At 61.3% G+C, this 17,376-nt stretch carries 17 protein-coding genes; 10 read left to right on the top strand and 7 right to left on the bottom strand.

The window, feature by feature from the left end:
• Positions 1–22: 22 nt before the first annotated feature.
• The 4 genes from C8K44_RS13385 (at position 23) to C8K44_RS13365 (ending at position 4,502) form a co-directional block, all read left to right on the top strand.
• Entirely contained in the window at positions 23–973 is a 951-nt protein-coding gene (locus tag C8K44_RS13385) for an AEC family transporter (RefSeq protein ID WP_109576295.1), read from the top strand.
• 156 nt (positions 974–1,129) lie between these two features.
• Entirely contained in the window at positions 1,130–2,587 is a 1,458-nt protein-coding gene (locus C8K44_RS13375; RefSeq protein WP_109576293.1) for an NAD-dependent succinate-semialdehyde dehydrogenase, read from the top strand.
• Between the two features lie 261 nt (positions 2,588–2,848).
• Positions 2,849–3,289, top strand: a complete 441-nt coding sequence (locus C8K44_RS13370) for a FixH family protein (RefSeq protein ID WP_245417472.1) — start codon at positions 2,849–2,851, stop codon at positions 3,287–3,289.
• Positions 3,290–3,293: 4 nt separating this feature from the next.
• Positions 3,294–4,502 (top strand): cytochrome c peroxidase, encoded by a 1,209-nt coding sequence (locus tag C8K44_RS13365; protein ID WP_109576291.1) that lies wholly within the window; start codon positions 3,294–3,296, stop codon positions 4,500–4,502.
• Between the two features lie 2 nt (positions 4,503–4,504).
• Here the strand turns inward: C8K44_RS13365 and C8K44_RS13360 are convergent, their stop codons facing one another.
• Positions 4,505–4,957, bottom strand: a complete 453-nt coding sequence (locus C8K44_RS13360; protein ID WP_109576290.1) for an Lrp/AsnC ligand binding domain-containing protein — start codon at positions 4,955–4,957, stop codon at positions 4,505–4,507.
• A gap of 170 nt (positions 4,958–5,127) precedes the next feature.
• On the opposite strand from C8K44_RS13360, the gene putA reads away from it, so the two are divergent.
• Entirely contained in the window at positions 5,128–8,733 is a 3,606-nt protein-coding gene (gene putA / locus C8K44_RS13355; protein ID WP_109576440.1) for a bifunctional proline dehydrogenase/L-glutamate gamma-semialdehyde dehydrogenase PutA, read from the top strand.
• Positions 8,734–8,769: 36 nt separating this feature from the next.
• On the opposite strand, the gene C8K44_RS13350 is transcribed toward putA, so the two are convergent.
• From C8K44_RS13350 to C8K44_RS13330, 5 genes are read right to left on the bottom strand one after another with little or no spacing between them, the layout of a single operon-like run.
• The gene (locus C8K44_RS13350; protein ID WP_109576289.1) at positions 8,770–9,129 is read right to left on the bottom strand and encodes a VOC family protein; all 360 of its coding nucleotides are present in this window, start codon (positions 9,127–9,129) and stop codon (positions 8,770–8,772) included.
• Between the two features lie 5 nt (positions 9,130–9,134).
• Complete coding sequence (locus tag C8K44_RS13345; protein ID WP_109576288.1) at positions 9,135–9,449, bottom strand: antibiotic biosynthesis monooxygenase; 315 nt, start codon at positions 9,447–9,449, stop codon at positions 9,135–9,137.
• Between the two features lie 10 nt (positions 9,450–9,459).
• Positions 9,460–9,714, bottom strand: a complete 255-nt coding sequence (locus C8K44_RS27295; RefSeq protein WP_146203942.1) for a hypothetical protein — start codon at positions 9,712–9,714, stop codon at positions 9,460–9,462.
• A 59-nt stretch (positions 9,715–9,773) separates the two neighbouring features.
• Positions 9,774–10,214: a hypothetical protein gene (locus tag C8K44_RS13335; RefSeq protein ID WP_109576286.1), complete on the bottom strand. Its 441-nt coding sequence runs from the start codon at positions 10,212–10,214 to the stop codon at positions 9,774–9,776.
• 2 nt (positions 10,215–10,216) lie between these two features.
• Entirely contained in the window at positions 10,217–12,382 is a 2,166-nt protein-coding gene (locus C8K44_RS13330; protein WP_109576285.1) for a TonB-dependent hemoglobin/transferrin/lactoferrin family receptor, read from the bottom strand.
• A gap of 275 nt (positions 12,383–12,657) precedes the next feature.
• Between C8K44_RS13330 and hemP the strand changes: the two genes are divergently transcribed.
• The 5 genes from hemP to C8K44_RS13305 are packed head-to-tail and all read left to right on the top strand — an operon-like array spanning position 12,658 to position 16,745.
• Positions 12,658–12,810 carry a hemin uptake protein HemP gene (hemP, locus tag C8K44_RS13325; protein ID WP_109576439.1) on the top strand — a complete coding sequence of 51 codons (153 nt, stop codon included), beginning with the start codon at positions 12,658–12,660 and terminating at the stop codon, positions 12,808–12,810.
• Positions 12,811–12,836: 26 nt separating this feature from the next.
• Positions 12,837–13,892, top strand: coding sequence for a ChuX/HutX family heme-like substrate-binding protein (locus C8K44_RS13320; RefSeq protein WP_109576284.1), 1,056 nt, complete (start codon positions 12,837–12,839; stop codon positions 13,890–13,892).
• A gap of 5 nt (positions 13,893–13,897) precedes the next feature.
• Entirely contained in the window at positions 13,898–14,803 is a 906-nt protein-coding gene (locus C8K44_RS13315) for an ABC transporter substrate-binding protein (protein WP_109576283.1), read from the top strand.
• 13 nt (positions 14,804–14,816) lie between these two features.
• On the top strand, positions 14,817–15,923 hold the full coding sequence (locus tag C8K44_RS13310) for an iron ABC transporter permease (protein ID WP_245417471.1): 1,107 nt from the start codon (positions 14,817–14,819) through the stop codon (positions 15,921–15,923).
• A 30-nt stretch (positions 15,924–15,953) separates the two neighbouring features.
• Complete coding sequence (locus tag C8K44_RS13305; protein WP_109576281.1) at positions 15,954–16,745, top strand: heme ABC transporter ATP-binding protein; 792 nt, start codon at positions 15,954–15,956, stop codon at positions 16,743–16,745.
• A 7-nt stretch (positions 16,746–16,752) separates the two neighbouring features.
• Here the strand turns inward: C8K44_RS13305 and rirA are convergent, their stop codons facing one another.
• A complete protein-coding gene (rirA, locus tag C8K44_RS13300; protein WP_109576438.1) occupies positions 16,753–17,214 on the bottom strand; it encodes an iron-responsive transcriptional regulator RirA in 462 nt (153 codons plus the stop codon).
• Positions 17,215–17,376: the final 162 nt, after the last annotated feature.

The following is a 17,376-nucleotide window of genomic DNA, read 5'->3' as shown; positions in this document are numbered from 1 at the left end:
TCTCCCTTTCCCCAGAGCGCCAATGTCACCACTCGTTGAAACCGTGCTTTTCGTCTTCGGACTCGTGGCTTTGGGGTATCTGTCCGGCGTCACCGGCTACATGCGTACCGAGACCGGGGACGCGCTTTCCGAATTCGCCATCGGCGTGGCGCTGCCGCTGCTGTTGTTCCGCACCATGATCGGGGCCGATTTTCACGGCACCACGCCATGGGCGCTGTGGGCCACCTATTTCGCCGCCGTGATCGTGGCCTGGACTGTGGGGCACCTGGTGACTACGCGTTTGTTCGGGCGCGACGGTCAAGCGGGGGTTGTCGGGGGTGTTTCCTCTGCCTTTTCCAATCTCGTGCTGCTTGGCATTCCCTTCATGCTCGGCGTCTTTGGGCAGGAAGGGTTTGAGATCCTGTCGCTCATCATCTCGGTGCACCTGCCAACGATGATGATGGCCTCGATCATTCTGTTCCAACTGTTCGGGCCGCGCCGCAGCGAGCCAGTGCATCCGATTGAGATCATTCGTGATTTCCTTCGCAAGATCCTGACCAACCCGTTGATCATCGGTATCCTGGCCGGCCTCGCCTGGCGCGCAACCGGGCTGCCGCTGCCGGCGCTCGCCAATCGCTTCGTCGACGCGCTCGCAAACATCGCCGGACCGATCGCCTTGTTTGCGATGGGTCTCGGGCTCAGGAAATTCGGCATATCAGGCAACATCAAGCCGGCTTTGGCGCTTTCGGTGCTTAAATTGTTCCTGATGCCGGCCGTGGCATTGCTGTTTGCCTGGCTCCTTGGCCTGCCACCGCTCCCGGCAAAGGTCGCGGTGGCGGCAGCCAGCCTTCCCTCCGGCGTCAATTCCTACCTGATCGCCATCCAGTTCGGCACCGGCCAGGCACTGGCATCCAATCAGATGACGATTGCCACGGCTTGTGCCGTGGTGACGACCGCGTTCTGGCTGATGGTCGCGACCATGGTGTTTGGTTGACCCTGGACCAACGCATCTGTGCCATAATTCGGTTGATCGCTGCCCCAGCGGCACGTTACAAATTTTGCTGTGCGGATCGGACGTTCTGCCGGACGGTCCTTCGATGACATCACCATCAGTCCGCGTCCCGCAGACGCCACAACAGGAGGCGAAGCCATGCTTCAGAAAACCAGCCATTTCATGCGGCAGGCCAATCTCATCAACGGCGAGTGGGTGCAGGCAGATTCCGGCAAGACCATCGATGTGATCAATCCGGCGACAGGGCTCAAGATAGGCACCGTGCCGCGCTCCGGCGCGGCCGAAACGCGCCGCGCCATCGAGGCCGCCAATGAGGCGTTCAAGACCTATCGCAAGACCTCCGCTCTGGAGCGCTCCAAGTTGCTGCGCAAGCTCCATGACGCCATCATGGACAATCAGGACGCGCTGGCAGAGTTGCTCACCATTGAGCAGGGCAAGTCGCTGACCGAGTCCAAGGGTGAGATCGGCTCGTCGGCCGCCTATGTACTGTGGTTTGCCGAGGAAGCGCGCCGCACGTACGGTGATGTCGTGCCATCGCCCTGGGCCGATCGCCGCATTCTCGTCACCAAGGAACCGGTCGGAGTCATCGCCGCAATCACGCCGTGGAACTTCCCGTCCTCAATGCTGTCGCGCAAGCTCGGGCCGGCACTCGCCGCTGGCTGCACGGCTGTCGTCAAGCCTGCCTCGCAGACGCCATACTCGGGCCTGGCCTGGGGCGCGCTGTGCGAGGAAGTCGGCTTCCCCAAGGGCGTGGTCAACGTTTTGACCGGCTCGGCCGGCGAGATCGGCGACGAAATCTGCGCCAATCCGCTGGTCAAGAAGATCACCTTCACCGGCTCGACCGAAGTCGGCAAGCTGCTGATCGAAAAGTCGGCATCGACGGTCAAGAAGGTGTCGATGGAACTCGGTGGCAACGCGCCGTTCATCGTCTTCGACGACGCCGACCTCGACCGCGCGGTCGAAGGATCGATCACTGCGAAATACCGCAATTCCGGCCAGACCTGCGTTTGCACCAATCGCTTCTTCGTGCAGGCCGGCATCTACGACAGGTTTGTCGAGAGGTTCGCTGTCGCTTCAAGCAAGCTCAAGGTCGGTTCGGGTCTCGATGAGGGTGTGCAGCAGGGACCACTGATTGACGAAAAGGCTGTCGAAAAGGTCGAGGAGTTCATCTCCGACGCTACAGCCAAGGGTGGCAAGGTTGTCGCCGGCGGCAAGCGCCATGCGCTCGGCGGCTCGTTCTTCCAGCCGACGGTGATTGCCAATGCCACGCCTGAAATGAAGTTCATGAAGGAAGAAATCTTCGGGCCTGTCGCACCTGTCTTCCGATTCGAGACCGAGGAAGAGGCCATCGCGCTTGCCAACAACACCGAGTTCGGCCTCGCATCCTACTTCTATACCGGCAATCTCGGCCGTGCGTTCCGGGTCATGGAAGGGCTGAAGTACGGGATGGTCGGCGTCAACGAAGGCCTGATCACCACGCCTGAAGCGCCGTTCGGTGGCGTCAAGGAATCCGGCCTCGGGCGCGAAGGTGGGCACCAGGGTATCGAGGACTATCTCGATACCAAATATGTCTGCATCGGCGGCCTGGGCCTCTAGCGTCCAACCGATCGCCACTGGATGACAACGCGCGGCATTTCCGGTGCCGCGCGTTCTCTTCGTCGAGCTCTTCATAAGAAGAGTCCGAAAAGTCAGTCAAACAGCTGTTTCAGCAGCATTTTGAGCGCTTGGTGCTGCATGGTCTTTCGCTCCCGGAATGGCTTTCCTCGGTAGGCCGCGCCATGTTGGCGATCGATCAACCAGCACGTTGGGAAGGCGGAGCAGGGTGCATTCGTTGTTAGCAGGGTCGAGGAGGTCCAATTGGCATCACCATGGCGCATGATCGGCGGAGCTGTCGGCCTCGTTGCATTGGCGGTGGGCGTGTTGGCAGTGGTCTATCTGACCGCGCCGGCGACACCCGGGCCGGATCTTGCGCGCTCGAAGGCCTCAGCCAAGGGTGTGTTCACGGTCGCTATCGCGCCCGAGATGGGCGACATCAGGCAAGGTGAGCTCCATTCCTGGCTGGTGACCCTCAAGACGCGGAAAGGCGCCCCGGTCGAGGACGCCAAGATCATCGTTGGCGGCGGCATGCCCGAGCATGCGCATGGTTTGCCGACCAGCCCCGAGGCGACCGCGTATCTTGGTGGCGGCCGGTACCGCATCGAAGGCGTGAAATTCTCGATGAGTGGCTGGTGGCAGTTGAAACTCGGCATCTCGTCGCCGGTGGGGGCCGACCAGGCGACCTTCAATCTTGTGATGTGAGGTTATGAAGCGCAGCCTTATCAACTGTGTCGCAATCGCCGTATCGCTAGCGGCCACATTGGCAGGCTGCAGCCAGCCGGAGTTTACGGAGGCGGAAAAGCGCACCATCGCCTCGATGTCGCTTTCAGCACTCGCGCCGCTGCCGCCCGATCCGACCAATCGTTTTGCCGACGATCCGGGCGCTGCTGCTCTAGGCGCGACGCTGTTTTTCGACACGGGCATGAGCCGAGATGGCAATGTGGCGTGCGGCACCTGCCACAAGATCGACCGTCAATTCCAGGACGACCTTCCGCGCGGCGTGGGCGTGGCTGAGACCAACCGGCGTACCATGCCATTGGCGGGCGTTGCGCGCGATCCGTTCTTTTTTTGGGATGGCCGGCGCGATAGCCTGTGGGCACAGGCGCTGACACCTCTCGAAAATCCGCTCGAACATGCCGGCAATCGCGCGGCTTACGTTCACTATCTCAAGCGCCGTTTCGGCGAACGCTATGAGCGCATTTTCAGGCCGCTGCCCGACCTGTCCGCAGTGCCGCCGAACGCGGGACCGTTCGGCACGCCAGCCGAGCAAACGGCCTGGCACGCGATGACCGAGCAGCAACGCCGAGATGTGAACCTCGTCTTTGCCGATATAGGCAAGGCGATTGCCGCCTTCGAGCGTTCGATCAGCCATGGCCAAACGCGTTTCGACCGCTTTGCGGATGCTGTTGCCAAAGGCAGCACACCTGCCGGGGATAATGCCCTGTCGGAGGAGGAGCAGGCGGGTCTCAGGCTTTTCATCGGTCGGGCCAATTGTTCGACCTGCCACACGGGTCCGCGTTTCACCGACAATCACTTCCATAACACGGGTGTGCCGCCTGTTCCCGGTCTGCCTGCGGATCGGGGACGAACCGCGGTCTTGAACGAGGTGCTCGCCGATCCGTTCAATTGTTTCGGCAAATTTCGCGATGGCGGTGACGAAGCCTGTGGCGAGCTCAAATTCATGCAAAAGAGCGCGCCGGAGCTGGTTCGCGCCTACAAGACCCCCTCGCTGCGGGGCGTTGCGGACCGGCCGCCCTATATGCATGCCGGTCAGTTTGCCACGTTGGAGCAGGTTCTCGATCACTACGCCAAGGCGCCGGCCCCTGTTGAGGGCGTATCCGAAATCCACCCGGTGGCACTGTCCGATCGCGAGCGCGCGGAGTTGGTCGCGTTCCTGAAGACGTTGTCGGATTAGTCTCAGCGGTCCTTGACCGTCTCCATAGCCACGAATGTCGAGGTCTGGGCGACATGGGGCAGGGCCGAAATGCGCTCTCCGAGTACGCGTCGGTAGGCGGCGATATCCTTGGTGCGCACCTTGAGCAGGTAGTCGAAACTCGCTGCCATCATGTGGCATTGCTCGATCTCGCGCACGGCGTGCACTGCGCGGTTGAATTCGTCGAGGGCTGCAGATCGGGTGTCCGACAGCTTGACCTGAACAAAGGCGACATGGCCTTCGCCCATGCGCTCGCTGTCGATGATCGCCTGATAGCCCTTGATGTAGCCATCTTTCTCCAATCGCTTGACCCTCGCCTGGACAGGGGTCTTGGAAAGTCCGACCTTTGTGGCAAGCTCAGCCATGGACAAGCGGCCGTCGCGCGAAAGGGCGAACATTATGTTGCGGTCAATGCGGTCCAAATGGTCTTCTGGCATGAAATTGGTGGCTCATTCGGTAAAAAGGATGCGCCAATCGTAGACGTTTTGAACTGGCAAGTCGAATTCTTTGGATCGCTCGGTTGCAGGGCGATGTGGTAGTTTTCGACAAAAGGCTCGGCAGCGAGTTTCCTGCCGGGCGATGCCTTAACCCGCTCTACAGGAACGCCATGTCCGCGCTCGACCCCATCCGCCAGGAAATCCGCGCCAACTACCTCCCAGATGAAGCCGAAGCCTTGAAGAGGCTGTCGGCGACCGCTGCCCTTTCTGCCGAGGACCGTAAGGCGATTTCGGCACGCGCCGCAGATCTTGTGCGTGCTGTGCGCGGCTCGACCGACCCGCGCCTGATGGAAGTCTTCCTCTCCGCCTATGGCCTTTCGACAAAGGAAGGCGTGGCCCTGATGTGCCTGGCCGAGGCGCTGCTGCGTGTTCCCGACACTGAAACCATGGACGACCTGATCCGCGACAAGATCGCCCCGCACGACTGGTCGTCGCATTCGGGCGGTTCGAGCTCGATCTTCGTCAATGCGTCGACCTGGGCGCTGATGCTGACTGGCCGCGTGCTCGACGAGGGCGAGGGCTCGATCGAGCGCACACTGCGCTCGATGGTGCGCCGCTTGGGCGAGCCGGTTATCCGCACGGCGGTCGCTGCCGCGATGCGCGAAATGGGCGAGCAGTTCGTGCTCGGCCGCACGATCACTGAAGCCGTCAAGCGCGGCCGTTCGATGATCCAGAAGGGCTATCTCTATTCCTTCGACATGCTGGGCGAAGCCGCCCGGACGGAAACTGACGCGTTGCGCTATCACCGCGCTTATGCCGAGGCGATTTCCTCGCTCGACAATGGCACCAACGGTCCCGATATCCGCTACAACCACGGCATTTCGGTCAAGTTGTCAGCGCTTCATCCGCGCTACGAAGTTTCGCACAAGGACGAGATGCTGCCCGTGATGGCGGAGCGCCTGCTGTCGCTGTGCGTTGCCGCCAAGCGCGCCCGCATGGGCCTCAACATCGATGCCGAAGAAGCCGATCGCCTCGACCTGTCGCTCGATGTCATCGAACGCGTGCTGGCAGACCCGCAGCTCGCCGGGTGGAATGGCTTTGGTGTCGTCGTCCAAGCCTATGGCCCACGCACGGCCTTCGTCATTGATTGGCTCTATGCGGTCGCCAACAAGCTCGACCGCAACATCATGGTGCGCCTGGTCAAGGGCGCCTACTGGGACACCGAGATCAAGCGTGCTCAGACGCTTGGCCTGCCGGGCTATCCGGTGTTCACGCGCAAGGCCAACACCGACGTCTCGTACATGGCTTGCGCCCGCAAGCTTCTGTCGATGACCGATCGCATCTATCCGCAGTTTGCTACCCACAACGCACATACGGTGGCCGCCATCCTTTCGATGGCCAAGGACCGCACGTCGTTCGAGTTCCAGCGCCTGCACGGCATGGGCGAAGCGCTGCATGAGACGGTTCGCAAGGCAGAGGGCACGCGCTGCCGCATCTACGCGCCGGTCGGTGCGCATTCCGACCTGCTCGCATATCTGGTTCGTCGCCTGCTCGAAAACGGTGCAAATTCGTCGTTCGTGCACCAGCTGACCGACGAGGACGTTGCGCCTGAAGCCATCGCTCGCGACCCGCTTGAGACCGTGGAAATGCAGGGCCCGGCCACCAATCCGTCAATCCCGGCACCTGCCGCAATCTTCGGCGCTGGCCGCAAGAACGCCAAGGGCTGGGATATCACAGATCCGGTGACGCTCGCCGCACTCGACAAGGCCAAGGCCGAGTTCAAAGGCCCTGACAGGTGGGCGGCAAAGCCGATCACTCGTGCCGCCGGCTATGGCGCGTCGCGCAAGGTGGTCAATCCGGCCAAGCCTGGCGATGTCGTCGGAACGGTTACCGAAGCCGCCGCCAAGCAGGTGTCGACAGCTGTTCGTTTCGCCATCGAGGCGCAGCCAGCCTGGGCAGCAAAGCCCGTTGCCGAACGCGCCGCAATCCTGCGCCGCACCGCCGATCTTTATGAGGCGAACGCCGCCGAGTTCTTCGCCCTCGCGACCCGCGAAGCGGGCAAATCGCTGTCTGATGGGGTGGCGGAGGTCCGCGAGGCCGTCGACTTCCTGCGCTACTACGCAGCCGAGGCCGACAAGGCTGAAGCTGGCACAGCGGCGCGCGGCGCGATCGTGTGCATATCGCCGTGGAATTTTCCACTCGCAATCTTCACCGGCCAGATCGCCGCAGCCCTCGTAACCGGCAATTCAGTGATCGCAAAGCCGGCCGAACAGACACCGCTGATCGCCGCGCGTGCGGTTGCACTGATGCGCGAGGCCGGCGTGCCTGAAGACGTGATCCAGCTTCTGCCCGGCGACGGCCCGACGGTCGGCGCGCCGCTGACAGCCGATCCGCGCATCGCCGGTGTCTGCTTCACCGGTTCGACCGAGGTCGCCAAACTGATCGAAAAGCAGCTTGCAGAGACCGCCGCGCCCGACGCGATGCTGATCGCCGAGACCGGTGGTCTCAATGCAATGATCGTCGATTCCACCGCACTGCCCGAGCAGGCGATCCGCGACGTGCTGGCATCGTCGTTCCAGAGTGCCGGCCAGCGCTGCTCGGCGTTGCGCGTGCTTTACGTCCAGACCGACGTCGAAAAGAAGATGGTCGAGATGCTGAAGGGGGCGATGGATGCGCTCAGCATCGGCGATCCGTGGCAGCTGTCGACCGATGTCGGCCCCGTCATCGACGAGGAGGCGCAAACCTCGATCCGCGACTACTGCGCCAAGATGGAAGCCAAGGGCAAGCTCATTGCCAAACTGGACGCTCCGGCCGATGGCCGCTTCGTTGCTCCGCATGTCTTCAAGGTGAAGGGAATCGAGGAGATGGAGCGCGAGGTGTTTGGCCCCGTGCTGCATGTCGCAACCTTCGAGGCGGACGAACTCGACAGCGTCATTTCGGCGATCAACCGCAAGGGCTATGGCCTGACATTCGGCCTGCACACCCGTATCGAAGGTCGCGTCCAGCACATCGTTGACGGCATTCATGCCGGCAACATCTACGTTAACCGCAACCAGATTGGCGCCGTTGTCGGCTCGCAGCCGTTTGGTGGCGAGGGGCTTTCGGGCACCGGCCCCAAAGCTGGTGGGCCCCACTATCTCCGCCGTTTCCGCAAGGCGCCCGAAGCAGGCACCGTTCTGCCGGAAGGCCGCAAGGTGACGGCAACCGAACTCGTCGACAACCTCGTCGACGCCGGCGAATGGGCAACACGGCCGGACCGCATTGCCATTCTGCGCAAGCATCTGCGTGGCAAGGGCGCGCAGTCGATTGCGGCTGCGGCAAGCATCGACTTCGGTCAGGTCGATCTGCCTGGTCCGACGGGCGAGGCCAACACGCTTTCGCTCAACCCGCGTGGCCGCGTGCTTTGCCTTGGGCCCGACGCGGAGACCCTGCTTGCCCAGGCGATCCAGGCGCTTGCCGCCGGCAATGCGGTTCTGGCGGTTGCGCCGGGCGCACCGGCTGCGGTGCACGCGCTGCTTGGCAAAGGCCTGCCGATCGCTGCGATCGACGGTCGCCCCGACCCGGTCGAAGCGCGTTCGCTGGCAGTCGATGTCGTGGCCTACTCCGGGACCGAGGAAAGCATGCGTATCGTCCGCAAGGTGGTTGCCGAGCGCAAGGGCCCGATCGTGCCTCTGGTCAGCGAAGTGATCTACCCCGCTGCTTATGCCCACGAACGCGCCGTCTGCGTCGACACGACAGCGGCAGGCGGCAACGCCAGCCTGTTGGCATCGGCCTGAACGTGAAAAGAAAAGGGGCAGGCCGAAGCCTGCCCATTATTCGATTTCTTCTGGCGCGCAGCCAAAGCGCAGCAGATTGCCATGCGGATCGTGGACATAGAATTCCTTCATGTTCCACGGGCGCACGGTGAAGGGGCTCAGCTTCTCGACATTGCGTGCTGAGAATTCGGCGTGCAGCGCCGGCACCTCGCCACCCCTGATATAGCAAGACGAGACTTCCGGCAGCTTGCGGTCGTCGGACTTCCAGAAATGGATCTCGATCTCGTTGCGGCGGACGATCAGATAGTCGTCCATTTCTCCCACGACGGCGAAGCCGAGTTTATCGCGATAGAAGTCGCGGCTTTCGCCTATATCGGGCGTGGGCAAAACCGGAATGCTGCGCGCGAAATCCATCATGATGCTCAGGCGCCTTCGACGACGGAAAAGCCCTCGAACTGTGGATGCCCGACGTAGGAGGCCTTGGACGAGCCGGCATTCTTGTGCGCGGCGCGGAAGTTTTCCGACTTGGTCCAGGCGCTGAAATCGTCATAGCTCTCCCATGTCGTGTGCGAGGCGTAGAGCGTATAGCCTTCCGCCTCGTTGACGGGGCCACGCAACAGGTGGAACTCGCGGAAACCCTTCATTTCGTTGAGGGTAGAATCGCGGTTCTTCCAGATGTCTTCGAATGCGGTTTCAGTGCCGTTCTGCACCTTGAAGCGGTTCATTGCGATGTACATGGTCTTCCTTTCAACGGGTCTTGCGTCGCGCTGTTGTAGTCCTTTGGGCGCTGCGTAGCGACACGACATTGGCGTCGGTTCTGTGTCCGGCGACGGTTGGGTTTGGGCCGGACTGGTTCGGCGATTGCGCACGATAGCTGGCCAGATCGGTGACGTTGGTGCTCGCATTTATGGCCGCCAACCGGTCGAAAAGCTCGCGCATTTGCGGCAACAACCCGTCCCCTTGATGTTTCGCCAGCTGGTCGAGTTTGGTCAATCCGAACATGCGCTTGTGCCTTTCGATGCGCCTGGCGCCTGGTGATAGGAGTCTGGGCAAGGTTGCTCTCAGATGCCGAATGCGATGCCGGACTTGGATTCGGTACGCAGCGATTTCAGGCAGGCCGATGGGTCGACGCCCTGGCCAGCGCAATCTGTGGCATGGTTGATCAGCACGCGGCTGACCTTTGCGCATTCGGCACCCGGCAGATCGAAGCGGGTCACCTTGGTCTTGCCGGCGGGGAGTTCCTTGAAGTCGAGCACCGTCAACCGGTCGACGACGCCCGCCTCATTGAACAAAGCAATCTCGAACGCCGCTTTCGTAAGCCCGGCGCCGAGATTGTTGGTCACCACGAAGGTGAAGCGACAGCCCTTGTCGGAGGGCTGCGCCGCATTGAGTTCGAGCATCAGGGCAGGGGACGGCGGGGCACTTTGTGCCCCCGCCGCGCCGGCCGACGCCAAAAGCGCCACGGCAACCAGTATGCGCTTGGTATTCACGCCAAGCCGCATGATTACCACCCGAGCTGTTTGGAGAGGGAGATCTTGAACGTCCGGCCCTTGGCGTCGTCGTTCATCAGGAACTCCTTGTACTGACGGTTGAACAGGTTGTCGACGCCGACGTTGGCTTCCCATCCGGCAAGCTGGCCGTCCTGCGGCTTCCAGGTCAGGAAGATGTCGTGGACGTTGAACGCCGTTGCGAAGCGTGTCGAGTTTGGATCGCCGACAGGAGGAGTGTCGCTGTCGCGTGTAGGATCCTGGGGGGCTGCCACGACACGTGCCGTCCAACCGAAGGTTACGTCGTGTTCCGGCATCTTGCCGCCGAGCGTGAATGCCAGTTCATGAGGTGCGACCGTTGTCAGATAGGCATCGGTCTGCTTGTTCTTGCCGACGACGTAGGAATAGGATGCGTTGGCAAAAACGTATTCGGTATCGTAAGCGGTCTCGACTTCGAAGCCGTAGATCTGAGCCTCTTCGATGTTGATGAAGCCGGGTTTGTTGTTGAAGCCCGACCTAAATGGCCGGTTGAGTGCGATCAGGTCCTGCACATCATTGTAGAAGCTCGTGAGCTTGAGCTGGCCGGCGTCGCCCGCCTGCAGCATGTCGGATCCGGAAAGCGCGAAACCTGCCTCGAAATTATTCGACTGCTCTTTCTTCAGGCCAAGGCTCGGTAGGAAGGTCGAGGACGAGCTTGCAGTGGAGAACACCTCGTCGATCGTGGGGAAGCGCTCCGTATGCGCGATGGAGCCGAACACCGAAAATGTATCGTTGAACTTGTAGAGGGCGGCCACCTTGGGCGAGAAGGCGGTGTCATCGGTCGACAGGGCGTTAAGTGCCGAATCCGGCGTCAACCTGTGCCAGTCGAGTCGCACGCCAGGTATGATCGTGAGGCGGTCGTCGTAGACGAATTCGCTTTGCGCGAAAACGCCAGTCTTGAGATCTTTGCCTTCAGGATGGAACGTGACAGGGAACTGCCGACCGTTGTTGAAAAAGGCCTCGGCGACGCGTGTCTGATAGGTCGTCTGGGAACCCAACGTCAGGTGGTTCGTCCAGTTGTCGCCGGTCCACTCCATCGTGTTCTGGGCGTTGAACTGCCAGGTTTCGTAGCCGTAGTTCGAGTCGCAGACCACCGCGAAGGAGCCCGGGCTGCATGACGAGCGCAGGTCAGCGTTGCGCTGCTCGTTATGGGTGTTAGAGTATGACGCCGACACCTTTACGTCGACCATGTCGTTGTCGGTGAACGGGTTTTCGTAAGAAACGATGGCCGTCTTGTCGACGACGTGGCGATCCACCAGACCAAAGAAGGCGGCCGTGCTGGTCTGCGATAGCTGCTGGTCGTCGAGATTGGAATCCCATTGCTGGTAGGAGGCCCGCAAAGTGCCTTCTTCTCCAACATTGAACGTGCCCTTGGCGAGACCGGACCAGGCCTTGAAGTTCGTGCCGAGGACGTCGCTGCCATCGCCCGAGGTGTAGACGTCTGAGGCGCGATAATTGCCGGTGAGCAGGAATTCGGCATTTTCGCCCATGCGCTGGGCCAGCACCGTCGACGTCAGGTAGCCGTTGCCGTTGCTGTTCCAGGAGACCTTCTGACGCAGGGCGCCGTTTTGACCATCAGCGATGAAGTCGGAGGCGTCTTTGGTTTCGAAATTGATCACGCCGCCAAGTGCGCCGGATCCATAGAGCGTGGACGAGGCCGGACCGCGCAGCACCTCGACGCGCTTGTACAATTCAGGCTCGGAGAAAAAGGAGCCGAGCCGGTACTGTTCGTAGAATTTCTGCGCGCCGTCGACATTGACGACGATGCGTCCACCGTCGCCGGTGTTCTCAGGCGCACCGATGCCGCGGATGTTGAAGCTCTGGCCAAGCAGCCTGTCTGAGCCGGTGACGTTGACCCCCGGTATCGCACGGATGATGTCGCCGATCATCTCGGGCTGCAATTGGTCGATGTCCGCTTGTTCGAGGACGGATACGGCCTGCGGCGTATCGATAGCAACCTTGTCCTGGCCCGCGCCGACGATCAAGCGCTGCAGTACGGTTACGCGTCCCTTCTTGTCCTGTTCATTCGTCTGCGCTTGTTGCGCCTGTTGTGCTTGCTGCGCTTGCGCAATTTGCAATCCCAACAGCACCGCCATCGCCGCTCCGCCCAGCAGAGCAGCCTTGTTCCGAGCAACCAGCCCCATGTCCCAACTCCAAATGTCCCTTGCTGGCTTGCTTGGCGCTCGCTCGCATTTTTTGTCTGCCCGGCACGTCTTAAATCTTGACTCAATCAGTCCGGTATTGCACTGACTAGTAAACATGAATGTGCGAGTCAACTAATAGATTTGCCATTCTGGCCTCGACCGGACTGATCCGGCGCGGCGAATGGATGAAGGAGTGGAATGCGATGAATTCACACAATCCGAACCATTTCCGTTCTGGCCAATTTCGCCACGGTTATCGCCGGCCGGAGGGCCAGATGCCGGTACGGCCGATGGCTGGAACCCTCGCTGTCAGGACGCTGACCAGCGAGTCGCTGTTTCTCGGGGATTTCGAGATCGGCATCGACCATGGCGGTGCGCTCTATCGCCTGAAGATTACCCGCCAGGGCAAGCTCATTCTCAACAAATAGGTTTCTCAACAAATAGGTGTTTTCAAATGGACCAGCGCGTTAAGCCCACCCCAAACGAAATTAGGCGGGCGCGAACTGACAATCCCAAAATGCGCGAGCGCGATCTCGCCAGCCAGCTCGGCATATCCGAAGCGGATCTGGTGGCGGCGCATTGTGGCGAGCACGTCGTTCGCATCGAACCGCGTGTCAACGATCTGTTGGCAGGACTGGAGGCAGTCGGCGAGGTCATGGCACTGACCCGCAACGAAAGTGCTGTGCACGAAAAGATCGGCGTCTACGACAAGGTGGTCCCTGGCAAGCATGCCGCCATGGTGCTTGGTGAGAACATCGATCTTCGCATCTTCCCAAGCGCCTGGGCGCATGGTTTTGCCGTGGAAAAGCGCGACGGTGACGAAATTCGCCGCAGCCTGCAATTCTTCGACGCCGCCGGCACCGCGGTCCACAAGGTGCATCTGCGCCCGTCGTCCAACCTCTACGCTTATCAGAAGCTTGTCGAATCTCTCGGCACCGACAACCAGGACCCGATGGTCGCTACCATTGCGGCGGTCGCTGAAAAGCCTGTCAACGACGGCTCTGCCAGCGTCGATGAGCTGCGGCAGCGCTGGAGCACAATGACTGATGTGCATCAGTTCTTTGGCATGCTGCGCTCGCTCAAGCTCGGTCGCCAGCAGGCAATGCGCATGGTTGGAACCGACTATGCCTGGACCCTGGACAAGGATGCGCTGCCGGCCATGTTCAACCAGGCGGCCGAGAGCGAGCAGCCGATCATGTGCTTCGTCGGCAATCACGGCTGTATCCAGATCCACTCCGGTCCGGTGAAGAATATCAAGCCGATGGGGCCATGGATCAATGTGATGGACGAGACGTTCCACTTGCATCTTCGTCTCGATCACGTCCACGAACTCTGGGCCGTACGCAAACCCAACACGGATGGCCATGTCACCTCGGTCGAGGCTTATGACGCCAATGGCGAGATGATCATCCAGTTCTTCGGCAAGCGGAAGGAAGGCGAGGGCGAGCGCCAGAGCTGGCGCAATCTCGCCGAGAACCTGCAGCGCACATCCCAGCCGCAGGCGGCGTAAGGAGAATGATCATGCCGGCACCCCAAAGGCTCGCACGTGCGGGCGCACTAGGCCTGTCGATGTTGCTTTCGACGACCATCGCAGGTCTCGCAATCGAAGGCGTTTCGGTTCTGCCCGATCGCTCGCGCGTCGCCTCGGTTGGCGGCTCGATCACCGAGATCGTCTATGCGCTGGGTGAAGAAGGCGCCCTCGTTGCCCGCGATTCGACCAGCGTCTATCCGGAAGCGGCGCTCAAGCTTCCCGATGTCGGATACATGCGGGCGCTGTCGCCGGAGGGGGTGCTGTCGGTCAACCCGTCCGGGATCCTTGCACTTGAAGGCAGCGGTCCAAAGGAAGCGCTCGACGTGCTCAAAAAGGCGAGCGTCCCCTTCATCTCGGTTCCCGAGGGTTTTACGCACGAGGGGATCGTCGAAAAAGTTCGTGTCGTTGGCAAGGCGCTCGGAGCTGACACCAAGGCCGATACGCTTGCGGCAGAGATCGACAAGCAACTCAGCGATGCTGAAGCGCTGACCAAGGACATTCCGCAAGCCGAGCGCAAGCGCGTCTTGTTCATTCTGAGCATGCAGGGTGGCAAGATCCTCGCTTCGGGCAGCAGCACGGCCGCCGATGGCATCATCACGATGGCAGGGGGGATCAATGCGGTCGAAGGGTTCTCCGGCTACAAGCAGCTCACCGACGAGGCGGCGATCACAGCAAAACCCGACATTATCCTGATGATGGATCGCGAAGGTCAACTCGCCATTGGCGACGCGGACCTTTACGCTCACCCGGCGATCGCGTCGACACCGGCCGGCCAGGCCAAGAAGGTCATCCGCATGGACGGTGCCTACCTGCTTGGCTTTGGCCCGCGCACGGCCAGCGCGATCAAGGATCTGGTCGTTTCGCTCTATGGCGACGCGGTCAAGAAGTAAGGTCGAGACAGTGGTGGATGGAACGATCGCCGGCCTGACCGGCGAAGAAGAGGGCGTTCGCCATGTCAGCGGCGACCGCTCCGCTCGCGCGTTGCTTGCAATTGGCGCGCTTGCCGTGGTGTTGGCGGTCACCGCGCTGTTCAGCCTGACCTGGGGAGCTTCAGATGCCTCGGCACTTGGTCTCGTCAGCAATTGGCTGTTTGGCGCAACGCCTGGCAACGAAGCACTGTCGGTGCGCGACAGCATCATCGTCTATGATATTCGCTTGCCCCGCATCATCCTGGGCGTGCTCGTAGGCGCGGCACTCGCGGTATCAGGCGCTGTCATGCAGGGCCTGTTTCGCAATCCGCTCGCCGACCCCGGCCTTGTCGGTGTGTCGGCCGGTGCCGGGCTCGGTGCGGTTTCCGTGATCGTGCTTGGCGGTACGTTTCTGGCACCATTCACGGCACTTCTGGGCAGCTACGCACTGCCGCTTGCTGCCTTCGGCGGTGGACTGGTCACAACGATCATCCTCTACAATGTCGCGACACGGCAGGGCCGCACCTCCATTGCCACCATGTTGCTGGCCGGTATCGCGCTCGGTGCCATGGCCATCGCGCTGACGGGAATCCTCGTCTACATGGCCGACGACAGGCAGCTGCGAGACCTGACGTTCTGGCAGCTGGGTTCGCTTGCCGGCGCAACCTGGTTGAAGATCGCAGCCGCTGGGCCGATTATCGTCATAGCGCTTGCGACTACGCCGTTCTTGGCCAAGGGGCTCAACGCGCTCGCGCTTGGCGAGGCGACGGCAAGCCATCTCGGCGTTCCGGTCCAGCGGCTGAAATATGTGGCGATCGTTGCCGTCTCGGCAGCGATTGGAGCGTCGGTAGCCGTCAGCGGCGGCATCGGTTTCATCGGCATTGTGGTGCCGCATCTGCTGCGGCTGGCTATCGGGCCGGACAACCGCTACCTGCTGCCGGCCTCGGCACTGCTGGGTGCCTGTCTGCTGTTGCTTGCCGATGCAGTGAGCCGCACCATTGTGGCGCCAGCCGAATTGCCCATCGGCATCGTTACGGCTGCCGTTGGCGGGCCGTTCTTCCTGTGGATCCTGCTGCGCAAGCGTGGCGTCGTCGATCTTTGACGCGTCTTCCGCCAAATTGTGAGAGAAAAGATGATCGAAGCGCACCAAGTCTCGGTGTCGATTGGCAGCAAGCGTATCGTCAGTAATGTCGATTTCACCGTGCGGCCGGGCGAACTGGCGGCAATTGTCGGGCCCAACGGCTCGGGCAAGACGACATTCTTGAAGGCACTGACCGGTGAATTGCACTACTCGGGCAATGTTTCCCTCAATGGCCGCAATGCGACCGCTCTGAAGCCGTGGGAAGCGGCGAGCATACGGGCCGTGTTGCCACAGTCGACGGCGCTGTCTTTTCCGTTCACTGTCCGCGAAATCGTCAAGCTCGGCGTCACCGGCGGCAGGTCTGGAGTTCCTTCCGGCGAAGCTGACCGGTTGCCGGAGCGGGCGCTGGCTCGTGTCGATCTTGAAGGTTTTGCCGGGCGCTTCTACCAGGAACTGTCCGGTGGCGAGCAGCAACGCGTGCAGCTTGCCCGGGTGTTGTGCCAGGTCTGGGCGCCAGTTCTTGATGGTCAGCCGCGCTATCTGTTTCTCGATGAGCCGGTATCCAGCCTCGACATCAAGCATCAGCTGATCATCATGAACATTGCCCGCGACTTCGCGCGGCGCGGTGGTGGTGTGGTCGCGATCCTGCACGACCTCAATCTGACGGCCATGTTCGCCGACCAGATCTGTGTCATGCATCGGGGTAGGCTGGCGGCATCGGGCTCCCCGCAAGCGGTGCTCACGGACGATCTTATCGAGCAAGTATTCGGATGCCGCTTGCGTGTTGGCGCGTTGCCTGCGGCCAACATGCCCTTCGTTCTGCCGCAATCCGCCGTGGCTTAGCCGGCGGTCAACCCGCCAGCGCCTGAGGTTCGGGGAAATGGAGGCCGAGCAGGTCACGCATGTTGGGCCTCGCTGCCACCAGGTCGGCGATCGTATAGCGGGCCAGTACTTCGAAGAAGGCGTTCAGCGCCTCCCGCAGCGCGGAGTTCAGGCCGCAGCTGTCGACCAGCGGACATTCAGCCGCGTCGTTCTCGAAGCATTCGGCCATGGCGAAGCTCTCTTCCGTGACGCGCACGACATCGAACAGCGATATCTGGTCGGCTGGCTTTGCCAAGCGTACACCGCCATTGCGGCCACGCACGGTCTCCACCAGCTTGGCTTCGACCAACGGCTGCAAGATCTTGAACAGGAACAGCTCCGACACCGTATAGGCCGTGGCGATTTCAGGGACTCGGCTCAGCCGTCCATCGTTTGCCGCGCAATACATCAGGATGCGCATAGCGTAATTGGTCTGACGTGTGAGGCGCATTGCGATTTCCTTGCTCTGCGTTGAGTCCGCGGTGGTTTTAATATGGCCCATACCTTAGAACAATTCCAGACAGCGTTCGTCAATATATGTGATAAATATGGTCATGTTTATGGCGCAAACCAGCCTTGCATATGTGGGCAGGTAGATGGGTTGAATTCCATG

Origin of the sequence: Aminobacter sp. AP02 (assembly GCF_003148805.1) — a bacterium.
In the GTDB taxonomy this organism is placed as follows: Bacteria; Pseudomonadota; Alphaproteobacteria; order Rhizobiales; family Rhizobiaceae; genus Aminobacter.
This window is presented reverse-complemented; position numbering and strand designations above follow the sequence as displayed.